The organism is Bounagaea algeriensis (genome assembly GCF_054491375.1).
Genome location: NZ_CM137102.1, coordinates 2,236,417 through 2,250,473 on the forward strand (window position 1 = coordinate 2,236,417; position 14,057 = coordinate 2,250,473).

The 14,057-nt window shown below is 67.1% G+C and carries 11 protein-coding genes and 4 pseudogenes; 8 read left to right on the forward strand and 7 right to left on the reverse strand.

What is annotated here, in order from left to right:
* Positions 1–468: 468 nt before the first annotated feature.
* Positions 469–1,794 carry an MFS transporter gene (locus ACVGV2_RS10125; protein ID WP_459165797.1) on the reverse strand — a complete coding sequence of 442 codons (1,326 nt, stop codon included), beginning with the start codon at positions 1,792–1,794 and terminating at the stop codon, positions 469–471.
* Between the two features lie 62 nt (positions 1,795–1,856).
* Here ACVGV2_RS10125 and ACVGV2_RS10130 point away from each other — a divergent pair, with 62 nt between their 5' ends.
* Positions 1,857–2,579 (forward strand): GntR family transcriptional regulator, encoded by a 723-nt coding sequence (locus tag ACVGV2_RS10130; protein ID WP_459165798.1) that lies wholly within the window; start codon positions 1,857–1,859, stop codon positions 2,577–2,579.
* Positions 2,580–2,664: 85 nt separating this feature from the next.
* Here ACVGV2_RS10130 and ACVGV2_RS10135 read toward each other — a convergent pair whose 3' ends face one another.
* Entirely contained in the window at positions 2,665–3,255 is a 591-nt protein-coding gene (locus tag ACVGV2_RS10135; protein WP_459165799.1) for a recombinase family protein, read from the reverse strand.
* Between the two features lie 297 nt (positions 3,256–3,552).
* Here ACVGV2_RS10135 and ACVGV2_RS10140 point away from each other — a divergent pair, with 297 nt between their 5' ends.
* Positions 3,553–3,840 carry a hypothetical protein gene (locus ACVGV2_RS10140; RefSeq protein WP_459165800.1) on the forward strand — a complete coding sequence of 96 codons (288 nt, stop codon included), beginning with the start codon at positions 3,553–3,555 and terminating at the stop codon, positions 3,838–3,840.
* A gap of 120 nt (positions 3,841–3,960) precedes the next feature.
* Here ACVGV2_RS10140 and ACVGV2_RS10145 read toward each other — a convergent pair whose 3' ends face one another.
* A complete protein-coding gene (locus ACVGV2_RS10145) occupies positions 3,961–5,199 on the reverse strand; it encodes an IS701 family transposase (protein WP_459165823.1) in 1,239 nt (412 codons plus the stop codon).
* Positions 5,200–5,419: 220 nt separating this feature from the next.
* Between ACVGV2_RS10145 and ACVGV2_RS10150 the strand changes: the two genes are divergently transcribed.
* A complete protein-coding gene (locus ACVGV2_RS10150) occupies positions 5,420–5,842 on the forward strand; it encodes a hypothetical protein (RefSeq protein WP_459165801.1) in 423 nt (140 codons plus the stop codon).
* A 484-nt stretch (positions 5,843–6,326) separates the two neighbouring features.
* Here the strand turns inward: ACVGV2_RS10150 and ACVGV2_RS10155 are convergent, their stop codons facing one another.
* Complete coding sequence (locus ACVGV2_RS10155) at positions 6,327–6,818, reverse strand: RICIN domain-containing protein (protein WP_459165802.1); 492 nt, start codon at positions 6,816–6,818, stop codon at positions 6,327–6,329.
* A 433-nt stretch (positions 6,819–7,251) separates the two neighbouring features.
* Positions 7,252–7,611: a hypothetical protein gene (locus ACVGV2_RS10160; protein WP_459165803.1), complete on the reverse strand. Its 360-nt coding sequence runs from the start codon at positions 7,609–7,611 to the stop codon at positions 7,252–7,254.
* Between the two features lie 277 nt (positions 7,612–7,888).
* Between ACVGV2_RS10160 and ACVGV2_RS10165 the strand changes: the two are divergent.
* Positions 7,889–8,883, forward strand: a pseudogene (locus ACVGV2_RS10165) (IS481 family transposase).
* On the opposite strand, the pseudogene ACVGV2_RS10170 reads toward ACVGV2_RS10165, so the two are convergent.
* Positions 8,854–9,276: pseudogene (locus ACVGV2_RS10170) on the reverse strand (transposase); the annotation flags it as partial. The pseudogenes ACVGV2_RS10165 and ACVGV2_RS10170 sit on opposite strands and share 30 nt — an antisense overlap.
* 646 nt (positions 9,277–9,922) lie before the next feature.
* Here ACVGV2_RS10170 and ACVGV2_RS10175 point away from each other — a divergent pair.
* The gene (locus ACVGV2_RS10175; protein WP_459165804.1) at positions 9,923–10,252 is read left to right on the forward strand and encodes a hypothetical protein; all 330 of its coding nucleotides are present in this window, start codon (positions 9,923–9,925) and stop codon (positions 10,250–10,252) included.
* A 15-nt stretch (positions 10,253–10,267) separates the two neighbouring features.
* On the opposite strand, the gene ACVGV2_RS10180 is transcribed toward ACVGV2_RS10175, so the two are convergent.
* Positions 10,268–10,564 (reverse strand): hypothetical protein, encoded by a 297-nt coding sequence (locus ACVGV2_RS10180; protein WP_459165805.1) that lies wholly within the window; start codon positions 10,562–10,564, stop codon positions 10,268–10,270.
* Positions 10,565–10,736: 172 nt separating this feature from the next.
* On the opposite strand from ACVGV2_RS10180, the gene ilvD reads away from it, so the two are divergent.
* The 3 genes and pseudogenes from ilvD to ACVGV2_RS10195 form a co-directional block, all read left to right on the forward strand.
* Positions 10,737–12,401, forward strand: coding sequence for a dihydroxy-acid dehydratase (gene ilvD / locus ACVGV2_RS10185; RefSeq protein WP_459165946.1), 1,665 nt, complete (start codon positions 10,737–10,739; stop codon positions 12,399–12,401).
* Between the two features lie 262 nt (positions 12,402–12,663).
* A pseudogene (locus tag ACVGV2_RS10190) lies at positions 12,664–12,942 on the forward strand (DUF4158 domain-containing protein); the annotation flags it as partial.
* A 33-nt stretch (positions 12,943–12,975) separates the two neighbouring features.
* A pseudogene (locus tag ACVGV2_RS10195) lies at positions 12,976–14,000 on the forward strand (transposase); the annotation flags it as partial.
* Positions 14,001–14,057: the final 57 nt, after the last annotated feature.

Sequence of the window (14,057 nt, forward strand, 5' to 3'; positions counted from 1 at the left end):
GAGCTCCGCAGCAACGCGAAACACAGCCGGCCGACGCGCCCGGCCCCCACCGCTGACCACCCCGGTCACGGCGCCAACATCCGGGCACAACGAGGATGCACCGTCGAAGAACCCGGCAGGCGAAACCGGCGACATCGCAGTCGATCACGCGAAGGCGTGCACGGCCGCCGGCACACCCGCCACCGCTTCAGCCTTCCTCGACCGGCTCGCCGACGAGCCGCACGGCCGCAGCACCGGCCGTTCCCATGAGCGAGACGGGCGCGCCCACACCGCTCGCGCGTGACTCGCACCGGCTCAACACGGGCGCGGCCCGCAACGACGAAGGTGGCGCGGGGACGCCCCTACCCCCAGGGAAGGGCGTCACCACCGCACACTGGAACGGACCGACCGCTCGCCGGGTGCGGACCTCATACAAACAAACGACGAACGAGCTGTCAACAAACAGACACATACACTACACATGACGTGTCAAGTGTTGACAGCTCGCGAGCGCCGAAGCGCGCGAGCCCCGCGGCGCCGCAGCGACGACGACGCGCCCTGCGCCACCGTGCCCACGACCAGCAACGCGAGCACCGGCGCGAACGCCCACCGGTAAGCCGCCGCGGCCGGCATGTCCGCCACCCACTGCAGCACCGCGCCCACCAGCAACTGCACGAGCACCGCAGCGGTGAACCCGCCCATGTTCACCACACCCGACGCGGTGCCCGACCGCTCAGCGGTGTTGGCCGCACGCGCACCGTCGAAGGCCAGCATGGCCGCCCCGCCGGCGAAACCGATCGCCAGCAGCACCACCAACAGCACCGCCGAGGGCAACACCGTCGGCCAGAACACGAGCACAGCCCAGCACAGCACCACCAGCAGCGACATGCCCAGGGTGAACCCCTCGCGTCGCCGGTGCCACCCGGCGATGAACTGGCCGCTGAACCACGTTCCCACCAAGAACCCGGCCACGCACAACAGCAGCAGCGAACCGACCTCGGCCGCGCCGTGCCCCTGCGCCTCCGTCAACCACGGCCCGCCCCACAGCGTCGTGATCGCCACGAACTGGGCCATGAGCACGAAGTGCACCCAGAACGAATACCGCGTGCCGCGCTGACGCACGACCGTGCGCAGCGAATCCACCACGCGCTCCGCCGGAGCGCGTTCCTCGCGCGGCGCGGCGGGAGCAGCCTCCGGCGGCTGGTTGCGCAGGAACGCCGCAGCCACCGCGGCCAGGGCGGCCGTGGCCACCGCCGCGACGACGAACGTGGCCACCCAGCCGGCTGAGTCCAGCGCCAGGCTCAGCGGCAGGGTCGCCACCACCTGCCCCAACCCGCCTGCCAGGCCGGTCAGCGCCGCGATCCGCCCGAAGCGGCGCGGCGTGAACCAGTGCGCCGCCAGCCGCAGCACGTTGGTGAACATGAACGCGTCGCCGAAGCCGATGAGCATGCGGCCGACGATGCCGCCCACTGCTGAGGCGCCGAAGCCGAACACGGCCGAGCCGACAGCCAGGCACAGCATCCCGACGGAGATCACCCGCCGCGGGCCGAGGCGGTCGGCCAGCACACCTGCGGGGATCTGCAACGCCAGATACACCCCCAGCTGCAGCGCGGAGAACACCGACAGCAGCGCCGGGCCCGCCGAGAACCGCTCCAGCGCCTGCGGCGCGGCCACACCGAGACTGGCGCGGTGGAACAGCGCCACCATGTAGCACACGGCCCCGATGCCCCAGACGATCCAGGCCCCCGCACCATCGAGGGCGAAACGCGATGTCGGGCGCGCGCTCCTGCGCACACTGCCCGCGGGTGCTGACACGACTACCTCCCCAAATCTTGTATCCATCTTAGATACAAGAAGCGGGGCAGTACGATGGCACCGTGTCGAGCGCAACATCGGAAACGAACAACGCGGGGACGGACAACGGCGCCACGCCGAACAGCGACGTGCCGGCAGCCGACCGCGCCTACCAGCACCTCAAAGCAGGCCTGCTGGACGGCAGCCTGCCCGACGGCCACCTGCTGTCCGAAGGCGAGATCGCCAGCGCCCTGACCATGTCCCGCACCCCCGTGCGGGAGGCGTTCCTGCGCCTGCAAACCGAAGGCTTCCTGCGGCTGTACCCCAAGCGCGGCGCCTTCGTCGTCCCCGTCTCCCCCGCCGAAGCGCGCTCGGTGCTCGAAGCGCGCCTCTCGCTGGAAACCTTCGCCATCGACAAACTCGCCGCCGAAGGCCCCGAGACCATGGCCACCGTCGGGACCGAACTCACCGCGCACCCGGCCTGCACCGCCGAAGACCCCACCGACGCGGCGCTGCACAGCACCGATCGCGACTTCCACGCCCAACTCGTCGCGGCCGCCGGCAACCCCGTCGTCACCGAGCTCTACACCACCCTGCGCGACAAGCAGATGCGCATCACCGCCACCGCCCGCACGCACACCGACCGCGCCCGGCTGACCCAGCAGCACACCGCGCTCGCCACCGCGGTCCGCGACAACGACCCCGAACGCGCCAAGAACGTCCTGCGCGAGCACCTGCTCGGCACGCTCCGCGCCCTCGGCATCACCGGTGGGGCTTACCTCGAACCACCCGAGAGCGCGGAGTGATGTTGTCGCCCCGTCCTGCGACCACTCGGCCGCGGTTACCGACCACCGGGCTGCGGCGGAGTTCGACCACACGCGGTCGACGTCCTCAAGTGGCCCCCTTAGTAGTGGCAGGGGACGTCTCGCCCAGGTCGAGTGCGCGGTACACGGTTGCGCGGGACACGCCCACGTCGGCCGCGATCTCCTGCGCAGACCGAGCTTTCTGGTTCTTCAGGAACCGGATGTGCCGAACCTGCGCATCGGTGAGCTTGCGCGGCCTGCCGGAGGTGCCGCCGCGGGCTTCGCGGGCAGCACGGGCATCGGCGGCGCGCTCGTGCATGAGGTCGACTTCGTACTGCGCGAGGGAGGCGAAGATGCCGGCGAGCATGCGCCCCACGCTGGTGGACAGGTCGATGGACTCCTTCAGCGACTTCAGGTTGATGCCGCGGCTGTCGAGTTCGCCGATCACACTGAACACGCCGGGCAGGGAGCGGCCGAGTCGGTCGAGGCTGGTGACGACGAGGGTGTCGCCGGCGCGGGCGTAGGCCAGAGCGGCGTCGAGTCCGGACCGGTCGAAATCCTTACCGGTCTTCTTGTCCGCGTAGATGTAGTTCCGGTCCACCCCGGCGGCGGTGAGTTCGTCGACTTGGCGGTCGTAGGTCTGCGAGGACGTGCTCACGCGGGCGTAGCCGATCTCCATCCCGCGATCATGTCTCAGAACTTGATGATAAACAAGGTTCCGCGACCTCAGTTGCGCGACGGATACCTGAGACGGTCGATCCTGGGGAAACGGCCCGCGGAACCTCCGTCGCGTCCTCGTATCACAAGCGTGGTTCTGAGACGAACGGACCTGGGCGGGAGTTGGGATGGAACCGGGAGTGACGACACGCTCAACGCAGCCCGTGTCCGGCGTATTCGGTTCTCATCCCCAGTACGTCCGGTGAGATGATCGCGGCAAGCGGACCTTTCTGTGAGGTGACCTCGGGTGGACCGACGCTTGATCAACATCGCAGTGCGCTGGGCTGTAGCCCTCGTACTGGTCGTGTTCTTCATGTACTGCTCGATGTTCATTGCCGGCTTTCTGGGATGGAGCTTCAGCCCACGAGGCCCACACCGCCTCCTCGAATCCCCATTCGCATTACCGCTTTCGGTATTCGTCGGCGCGCTGGGCATTGCCAGCGCCCGACGAGTACTCCACTACACGCTTCTCACCCCGTGGCTGCTGGTGGGTGCGCTCCCAGCCCTGTACTTTGGCCTGGTCGAAACAGCAGTGCTCGGGATCTGAGGAAAACCGCGACAATGTCGTTCGACGATCCGGCCCGAGCCGCCTCGCGAGCGAGCCGAAAAAATCGCCGCCGGCGTCGGTGCCCCGCGCTACCGTTGCTCTATGTACTGCAGCCGTAGTTCATGGTTCGCGGTTGCGTTGTCGCTGGTAGTGGGCTCTTCGGGCGCGGTGTTGGTGGCGCCGTCGCCAGGTGGACCAGGTCAGGATGTGGGCGGCCTGTTCGGGTGAGGCGCCCGTCATGGCGTGCAGCAGGTGGGTGATCTCGGGCAGGGTCAGCGGGATCTGTTCGGCTGGCGCGGGTCGTGCGCGGGCGGCGGCGGTGGTGATGGCCAGGAAGGTGTGGGCCAGCATCACCAGCGTTGTCCAGCGATACCAGGAGTGCCACCGGCGTACTTGGTGCTGGTCGAGCCCGGTGTGTCCTTTGGCGGTTTGGAAGGACTCTTCGACGGTCCACCGTCGTCCGGCCACGTGGGCCAGTGTGGACAGCGGCACCGGGGAAGGGCTGTGACAACGGTAGTAGGCCAGCTCCCTGGTGCGGCGGTTGCGTCGGGCCAGCAGCCACCGCCTCCCGACTGTGTCGGGCTCGTCCAGCTCGACCAGGGCCCAGTCATAGTAGCGCTGCCCGTGCGCCCCGGCTCCGGCCGAGACACGTTGCCAGGCCCGTCTCGGCAGGCTCGCGACCACGGTGTCGGCCCGAGTAGTCCCCGCACTGGTGCGTACCCGGTGATCGCACGATACGGCCAGCACATAGCCCAGCTGCTGGGTTTCCAGCTGCCTGCGCAGGGTCGTGTTACCCCCATAGACCTCGTCGGCGGCCACCCACCGGACCGGAACCTCAGCCTGCACCGCTCGGGTGATCATCTGGGCGGCCAGCTGCGGTTTCGTCGCGAACTCCACGTCCTCGGGCACCCCGGCCGCCTGACGCCGGTCCAGGTCGTCGGCCCAGCAGCGGGGCAGATACAACTCCCGATCGATCAACGTGTGCCCAGCCTCGGTGGCGTAGGTGGCAAACACCGCGACCTGGGCATTCTCGATCCTGCCAGCGGTGCCGGTGTATTGGCGCTGCACCCCGACGGTGTGCCGGCCTTTCTTCAGGTCGCCGGTCTCGTCCAGCACCAGCACCGCCTGCCGATCGCCGAGATGCTGCACAGCGAGGTCACGCACGTCATCGCGGACTACGTCGGCGTCCCAGACGGCTTTGCGCAGCAGGTGCTGCATCCCATCCGGCGAGGCGTCCCCGGCGTGCTCGGCCAACGACCAGCAGTTCTTGGTGGGCAAGTCCGCCATCAGGCCCTGCACCAGCGCCCGCGCGCGCTTGCGGGTCTCGATACGGGCGAACCGGTCGGCCACTCGCTGCATCAACATGTCCAGTTCCGCCTGCCACCCGGCAGGGTCTATGCTGTGGCTTGCGGCCACCACACGATCTTGATGAGTCGACACACCTGATCATGATCACGTGGTGGCCGTCCTCGTCTGCACCGGCCCTCACCAGCCACGATCACCAAAGTCCGGCTGCAGTACTAATGGCGCCGAGCTCCGCAACCGTGCTGCCCACGGACTCGCTGCGGGCGGTCGTGGGATGAGGCGCGCCCTGTCCCTGTGCCTGGCTGCCCTCGGCGCCGCGACGCTACTCGCCTGCGACGCCGGGGCAAGCCCGAGCACCTCCGCGCAGCACGAGGTCGACCAGGCCGTCCGGCGCTACATCGACGCGCGCAACCAGGGAGACTTGCAGGGGCTGCTGTCCCTGTCCTGCGAGGATCTCTACATCTCGGCGCGGAACCTGCTGCACCTTCCCGAGGAACGGCGCAGCGCCGTGATCACCGCGATGCGCCAGCACCCCGCAGACGTCGACAACGTCACCGTCGAGCACGCGGAGGACTTCCACTTCGACGTGACACTCGTGGCCTCCGCGCACACCCCGCAGGGCAGGCAAACCGGGACGCAACACGTCGCCGTGCGCGAATACCAAGACGGATACCGCATCTGCAAGATGAACCCCTAACCCCCGGAGTCGGGCTGTTGGTAAGGCGGTTGCTAGCAACCGCCTTACCAACAGCCCGAGGGGGTGGCGATCACCCTGCCAAGTCGGTGTCCGTACCTCTCGGGGCTGTGCTCGGTCCGGCATGTCGACGTCGGCGAACAACACCGTCGACGAACCCGTCCGCAGGGTTGTGCGCTTCTGGGCATGCCCAGAAGCGCACAACCAGATGCGTATGTTGGCGTGCCGCACTATCGCCAATCCCGTAACCGGAGGCCGGTCAGCGCTCTCGACTTTCGGCGAACCAGCAAGTCGCCAACTCCGTCCACGCCCATATCAGTAGTTCCGGAAACGAGCGGATGCGGAATGCACACGCGGAAAGATCCTCCGCACAATCTGCTCAAATCCCGGATCGCGTGAACAGGATCGCCAACGTCGTCCGAACCATCATCCACGCGGGCACTCAACCCAAGTGGAAAAGTATCATTCCCTCAGCAGCAGTTCCTGATCAGTTCGGGATGATGTCCTTGTGTGCCTGGTCGTTGAAGTACCAGAGGCGATCAACCGAGGAGATCTCCCTGTTCCGGACAACAAGAGTCCAGTATCCGCCGTAGTCGTAGACGCACATCACGACGGACGTGTCCACGTGCGAACAGAGCTTCACCAGATGACCTTCGCCGGCGACGTCCTTCCACACGCGCCACTTCTGCCGATCTGAGTCGTTGGCCTGCTTGAGCAGCACGGGGTTGGCATCGGCCTCGGGGTCGTCACTGCCAACGTCTACGCGGAAGGTCCCGTTTTCGTTGGACTGCTCGATGTGAATGATGTCGTTTCCGTATTCGTCTTCGCCGACCTTAACCGTGTTCCACCGTTGTGGATAGGTCTTGTCGTAGGTTGAGTAGCGAGTGACGATGATGTGCTTTCCGTCCACGAGGGCCCCATCGCGGACTGACAGCCGGCCACCGGTGAGTCGATTAAGCACGAGCGCGTCCTCGTACACGTGCGCCATTTGAAAACTCCAATTGCGCGGTTGCGATGACGTCTTCGGACGCTACATGCATGCCATGCTCCGAAACAGGGTTTTGTTGATCATGACATCACGATGGCTGAATGATCATCCAACTGCAGTAGAACACCGTGACGGCGCGTGGCTTGCGACGTATGCAGCACATCACAAAAGACCACCCCTATGTGGGGTAGAAACTGGTGACACCCTGATAATTCCTGTGATTTTTGCAATCCAATCAAGCGGGGTGGAGCCGGTTGCGCCGGTAAAGGCCCTCCGGACTCGTGCGCCCGTCGCGATGCCGCTGACCAGTACCGAACCGGTTCTTGCGCCTACAGCAAGCCCCACACCTGCACCCGTCCGTCTCAACCCAGCTCGACGCGTACCCGCCCCTTACGGGCAGTAACCGTTGGTTTTTCGGCGTGTGCTACCGGAAGGCCGGGCTGGAGGGCAGAGCCAGATACGCCTGCAGCACGCCCGCCGCCGAGCCGTAGCCGTCGACGAGCTTGTGGATCCGTGCATCAGGGGCGTGGGTGTAGGTGCTTTGGCCGGTGCGCGACCACGCACGGGCCAGTCCGGGCAGGGCCGCCCCCTGTTCCCGCGCGAGCAACAGCACGACATCGGCCAGCCAGCCGGCATCGCGTCCGAGACGCCGCAGCAGGGCCAGCAGCTCAACCAGCGCGGCCGCATCGACCTGCCGATCGTCGACCGCCTCGGCGAGGTCCGTGCCCCAGTGTTGCAACTGCGCACGGCTGGGGAATGCGTTGGCGTAGGACGGTGTCTCCATCAGCGCGTTATCCGATGGTCCCGTGCCGGTCCGGCCGTTCCTCTGGCCCTGCCACGTCTGCGGCTGGCACGCCCTGCGCGCAGCTGATGGCACCGCGGGCCCCACCACCTGCAGCGGCCGGCTGATCTGTCTCGTCTGCGGCGCCCACCGTATTGCGGAGACCTAAGTGTTGTGTTCGATGAGGTTGCTGACAGCGTTGAGTTGCTGACGATGGGCGGGTCTTCCCCGCAGGGTGTGTAGCGCGAACTCATGCACCCGTCAGCGGAGGAAGACCCGCATCATGCACAGTAACGCGCCGTTGACGCCGGAGGGATGTCGTCGCCTCGTTGTGCGCGTCACCGAGGACGACCGTCCGATCGGGCACGTGGCCGCCGAGGCCGGTATCGCTCGGCAGACGCTGAGCAAATGGGTGGGCCGCTACCGTGACCAGGGCGAGCAGGGCCTGGTGGACCGCCGCAGCACACCGTGGTCGAGCCCGAGCCACACGTCGGCTGCCACGGTGACGCGCATCGCCGACCTGCGGCGCGAACACAAGCTGTCCCCGCGGTTGATCGTGCGGGAGCTGGCCGGCGAGGGGCGCGAGATCGGTCTGGCCACGGTGCATCGGTGGCTGGTCCGGCTCGGGATCTCGCGGCTGCGTGACCGGGATGTCACCGGCAACAGTAACCGGCAGGTCCGCCGGATCCAGGCCCGCGAACCCGGCCACATGATCCATGTGGACGTCACAAAGATCGGCGCGATCCCCGACGGCGGGGGATGGCGCGTGCACGGCCGTGGCACCGAAGCCGACCACCGTGCTCGGCGCCAGAAGGTCGGCTATCGCTAGTGGCATACCGCCGTGGATGGCTACACCCGCCTGGCTACACCGAAGCCCTGGACGACGAACAGGGCCGCACCGCCGCCGCGTTTCTCACGCGAGCACGCGCGTTCTTCGCCGCACACGGTATCCACACCATCCAACGAGTGATCACTGACAATGGGTCGTGCTACCGCTCGCGCGCCTTCGCCCGGTCCCTACCTGCGACCGTCGAACACCGCCGAACTCGCCCGCACCGGCCGCAAACCAACGGCAAGGTCGAGCGCTACCAGCGCATCCTGGCCGCCGAGTTCGCCTACGCACGAGCCTGGAACAGTGAGGCCGAACGCAGCCACTGGCTACACCGCCGGAACATCCACTACAACTACCATCGGGCACACACCGCTATCGGGAACAAGCCACCCGCTTCAGCTGCCCCGCACCGCGTCACCAACCTCCAGATGCAGAACAGCTAGCGAGAGCACCATCTCATCGACCCCGTGCCGTCGACGTTGCCGCTTGCGCACGGTCTTCGGTTCGAACGAACCCTCCCGGTCACGCGGCACCTCGAGCTCGACCGGTCCGACCTCGGTCGTCACCGTCTTCGCACGAGTGCCGTTACGGGAGTTCTCGCCGTCGCGACCAGTGACTTCGTGCTTGTCATAGCCCAGGTGCTCGCTCATCTCGACCTCGAGACCGGTCTCGAGAACCTGCTTGGCCATCTGCTGCAGCAAGCCGCCCGGGCCGGCCAGGTCCACCCCCTCGTCGGCAGCCCGCTGCGCCAGCTGACGCACCAGCTCCGGATCCACCCGCGGTTGCGACCCCGCCGACTGTTCCGGCTCCTGCGGTTGTTGTTCCGTGGTCGTCATTGACGGTCCCTTCCTGGCTCAGCGTTCGGGCTGAGCCTTCCAGGCACCGCAGTTACACCGTTAGATCGACACTCCCCTGTCCGATGGGCCCGCCGACCGTGCCCTCGGCTGTGGCTTGCGCTGTCTGTGGCTGGCGCGCTCTGCAGCCCACCGCGGATACTGCCGCGAGTTCTGATGGGCGGTTTGTCTGCACTGTGTGCGGCGCGCACCACGCTGCCGACCACTGAAGGGGCCTGGAGAAGACTCGGGAAGGAGTGAACGGTACCTCTGGTCAGCAGACTGGCTCAGCCAGCTTCAGCTACCGGCCACGTGCTCGTCTCCAACGCTGTGACCGGCAACGATAAGCGCTAGCGTTCTCACGGAACCAGGCCCCGACCTGGTTCCTCCCGAAACTGACCTGAGCTGCAAGATAGCGGATTTTCGCAGTTCACCGAACTACCACACAGACGAACGCGACCACGGCCACCGAGCCAGCAGCTGTCGATATCAGCGTCTTTCCCAGCCATAACGCCATACTTTGCCTCTGGGACACGTTCAGGAACACCAGGCCCACTCAGAGACTCGATCTCGGCCGACCTGCCGCGGGAAGTGCGGGTGCGTCGGGCGGAGGAGTGTGTCGCCGGGGCTCGGCGGCGAGAATAGGGCCATGACCGAGCACGCGCGGGTGCAGTCGCACCCGCACCGGGGCAGTCCCGCCGCGATCGCCGCGAGCATGGCGCGCGCGTTCTCCGGCCGCCGGCTCATGGTCGGCCGCTCCGCGGTCGCGCACGCCACCGCGTGGTTCGACTGGATCGACGGGCACGAGCTGCCCGGCCCGGCCTGCCGGCAAGGTTTCGCCGGGCACGGCACGCACGCCGAACTGCTGCCCACCGAACGGGTGGTGACCTGCCGCCGGTGCCGCCGGCTGCGCCCCGAACTCGACGACTCCGGCCCGAACCAAACCGTGCTGTTTCCCGCGGAGGGCACCACGCTGTGACCGCCGGTCGGTGCGCTAGTCACGGGGTGGGCGGCTGCGGGGCAGCTCATCAGGTGGGTCCGCGCCAGAGTCGCGGTAGCGGATCCGCGGTGCTGCCTGAAACACCTCCGCGTCCGGGTGTTCGCGTTCGAGCACGGCCGCGTCTGCGCGGTCCCAAACCACCAGCAGCGCGCCGGTCTGCCGGTGCGTGTGGGTCTGCAGCCAGTGCGTCACGTCGGTGACCGGTTCGGCGAACCGGCCGTGGTGCTGAGCCAGTTCCCGAGCGATCGCGTGGATCTCGGCGCGGCGGTCGGTGTGGTCGTGGTCTGCCACAAGATCACCTCGCCGGCCAGTACACCCCAGATGATCAACACCGGGATAGCAGGCACACGAGTGAGAGCACCCCGGGGTGTTGCGACGACCACTAGAACCCAAGGGGTACGCTGCCCTGGTTTAGAGTCGCGGTGTGGACGCGAGCGAGAAGACGAATGAGCTGTCGAACAGGATGAAGCCTCGCAGCAGCGAGGTGACCGAAGGGATCGAGCGCACCGCGGCCCGAGGCATGTTGCGGGCCGTGGGGATGCGCGACGGGGACTTCGGAAAGCCGCAGATCGGCGTGGCTTCATCCTGGAACGAGATCACGCCGTGCAACCTCTCCCTGCAGCGGCTGGCGCAGTCCAGCAAGCAGGGCGTGCACGAGGCGAACGGTTTTCCGATGGAGTTCGGCACGATCTCGGTCTCCGACGGGATATCGATGGGACACGTCGGGATGCACTACTCCCTGGTGTCCCGCGAAATGATCACCGACTCGGTGGAAACCGTGATGGAAGCCGAACGCCTCGACGGCTCCGTGCTGCTCGCCGGCTGCGACAAGAGCTTGCCTGGGATGCTCATGGCCGCGGCGCGCCTGGACCTGGCCTCGGTCTTCGTGTACGCGGGTTCGATCCTGCCCGGCAAGGTCGACGGCCGGGAAGTGACCATCATCGACGCGTTCGAGGCCGTGGGGGCCTGCTCGCGGGGACTGATCTCCGAGGAGGAAGTCGGCCGCATCGAGCGCGCGATCTGCCCGGGAGAGGGCGCGTGCGGCGGCATGTACACGGCCAACACGATGGCGTGCGCGGCCGAAGCGCTCGGGATGTCGTTGCCCGGTTCGGCGAGCCCGCCGTCGGTGGACCGGCGCCGGGACACGGGGGCGCGCGAAGCCGGCCAGGCCGTCGTGGGCATGATCGATCAGGGGATCACGGCGCGAGACGTCATGACGAAGGAAGCGTTCGAGAACGCGATCGCCGTGGTGATGGCGTTCGGCGGCTCGACGAACGCGGTCCTGCACCTGCTCGCGATCGCGCGGGAAGCCGATGTCGACCTGACGCTGGAGGACTTCAACCGGGTCGGCGACCGGGTTCCGCACTTGGCGGACGTGAAGCCGTTCGGCCAGCACGTCATGTCCACCGTGGATCGCATCGGCGGTGTTCCGGTGGTGATGAAGGCGTTGCTGGACGCGGGGATGCTGCACGGTGACTGCCTGACGGCGACCGGGCGGACCGTTGCGCAGAACCTGGACCGGCTGGAGCCGCCGGAGCTCGACGGGGACGTGATCCACGAGCTGTCGAACCCGTTGCACCCCACGGGCGGCCTGACGATCCTGCGCGGCTCGTTGGCTCCCGAGGGCGCGGTGGTCAAGAGCGCCGGGTTCGATTCCGCGGAGTTCGACGGGCGCGCCCGCGTCTTCGACGGGGAACAGGGAGCGATGGACGCCGTCGAGGCGGGCTCGTTGCAACCGAACGACGTCGTGGTGATCCGCTACGAGGGCCCGCGGGGTGGTCCGGGAATGCGCGAGATGCTCGCGGTGACTGGGGCGATCAAGGGTGCGGGTCTCGGCAAGGACGTCCTGCTGCTGACCGACGGCCGCTTCTCCGGAGGCACCACCGGGCTGTGCATCGGCCACGTCGCGCCGGAGGCGACGGATGCGGGGCCGATCGCGCTGGTCGAGGACGGTGACCGCATCCGGCTCGACTTGCAGCAGCGCACGCTGGACCTGCTGGTGGACGATGACGAGCTCGCGCGGCGCAAGCAGGCGTGGACGCCGCGGGAACCCCGTTATCGGAAGGGCGTGCTGGGCAAGTACGCGCGTCTGGTCGGTTCGGCTGCCGAAGGCGCGGTCTGCTCCTGAAAGTGCCGGTGCTCGGTGTTCGGGCGCCGCGCTGAGAATCCACAGTGGAGGCAGCGCTCGGTCAGGCCTTGCGCCACGCGAAGACGACCGATAAGGGTTTAGCGTTCTGTCCCGGTTCTTCCCCAGCCCCCGGGAAGGAGTGTGGTGTGCCGCTAGCGGTGTATGTGCTCGGTCTGGGCCCAGTTCTCCGGTTGCTACGGCCAGCCGCAAAGTAGCCAGACCATGTGATCGTCGTCTCTTGCTGCGGCGATAGCCTTCGCGCGTGCGGCAGAGCTGGGATTCTGAAGAGCTGATCGGGTCGTGGACGCTGGTCGGTGAGGACTGGCGGCTGGTGGGTAACAAGACCGGCGCCACGCGGCTGGGGTTCGCGCTGGTGTTGAAGTTCTTCGAGATCGAGGCTCGGTTTCCGGCGTATCCGGAAGAGATTCCGGCCCAGGCGGTGGATTACGTCGCCACGCAGGTGCAGGTCGGTCCGTCCGAGTTCGCCAAGTACTCGTTCACCTCTCGCACGATGGAGTATCATCGTCGCCAGATCCGCACGGCGTGGGGTTTCCGCCCGGCTACCGAGGCCGCACTGCGCTACGTGCGCCAGCAGTTCATCACCCGCGAAACCTCCGCGCGGCGGTGGGCAAGCTGGTCAACGCGACCTTCGAAGCCCGCGATCCGCAGTGGTGGGGACAGGGCACCGCCTGTGCCAGCGATTCGAAGAAGTTCGGTTCGTGGCAGTCGAACCTGATGACCGAGTGGCACCAGCGCTACGGCGGCCCAGGCGTGATGATCTACTGGCACGTCGAGCGCAAACACACCTGCATCTACTCCCAGCTCAAGTCCTGCTCGTCGTCGGAGGTCGCGGCGATGATCGAGGGCTTGTTGCGGCACTGCACCGACGCCGAGATCGAGGCCAACTACGTCGATACCCACGGCGCCAGCGTGGTCGGGTTCGCCTTCACCGAACTGCTCGGCTTCCGGCTACTGCCGCGCCTGAAGAACATCGGCTCGATCCGGCTCTACCGGCCCGACGAGGACGCCGCGTACGCCCATCTCGGAGCGGTGACCACCCGCCCGATCAAGTGGGATCTCATCGCCCAGCAATACGACCAGATGGTCAAGTACGCCACCGCCCTGAGGCTGGGCACCGCCGAGTCAGAGTCGATCCTGCGCCGGTTCACCCGCGGAGGCCCGAAACACCCCACCTACCAAGCCCTGGAAGAACTCGGCCGGGCGGTGCGCACGATCTTCGCCTGCGACTACCTCACCGACCCTGAGCTGCGCCGCGAGGTCCACGGTGGGCTGCAGGTCGTAGAGAACTGGAACTCCGGCAACGGCGTCATCTTCTACGGCAAGGACGGTGACCTGACCGGGCCCGACCGCGAGTCCGCCGAAGTCTCCATGCTCGCCTTGCACCTACTCCAGTCGGCGTTGGTGCACGTCAACACGCTGCTGCTGCAGAACGTCCTCGATACTCCCGGTTGGGCCGAACTGCTCGGAGAACATGACCACCGGGCGCTGAGCCCTCTGTTCTGGTCCAACATCAACCCCTACGGGCGATTCCGACTCAACATGGACACCCAACTCGACCTGACCACGGTTACCAGCTGAACCGGGCACGCAGCCGTCTCAGCTGGGAACCACTCAGCGAGAGTGCGATGACAGAAC

Excerpts from the sequence above, each read along its gene's own strand:
- ACVGV2_RS10160 (WP_459165803.1), bottom strand. The coding sequence starts at position 7,611 with ATGGAGACACCGTCCTACGCCAACGCATTCCCCAGCCGTGCGCAGTTG.
- ACVGV2_RS10150 (WP_459165801.1), top strand. The coding sequence starts at position 5,420 with ATGAGGCGCGCCCTGTCCCTGTGCCTGGCTGCCCTCGGCGCCGCGACG.
- ACVGV2_RS10175 (WP_459165804.1), top strand. The coding sequence starts at position 9,923 with ATGACCGAGCACGCGCGGGTGCAGTCGCACCCGCACCGGGGCAGTCCC.
- ilvD (WP_459165946.1), top strand. The coding sequence starts at position 10,737 with ATGAAGCCTCGCAGCAGCGAGGTGACCGAAGGGATCGAGCGCACCGCG.
- ACVGV2_RS10145 (WP_459165823.1), bottom strand. The coding sequence starts at position 5,199 with ATGCAGCGAGTGGCCGACCGGTTCGCCCGTATCGAGACCCGCAAGCGC.
- ACVGV2_RS10135 (WP_459165799.1), bottom strand. The coding sequence starts at position 3,255 with ATGGAGATCGGCTACGCCCGCGTGAGCACGTCCTCGCAGACCTACGAC.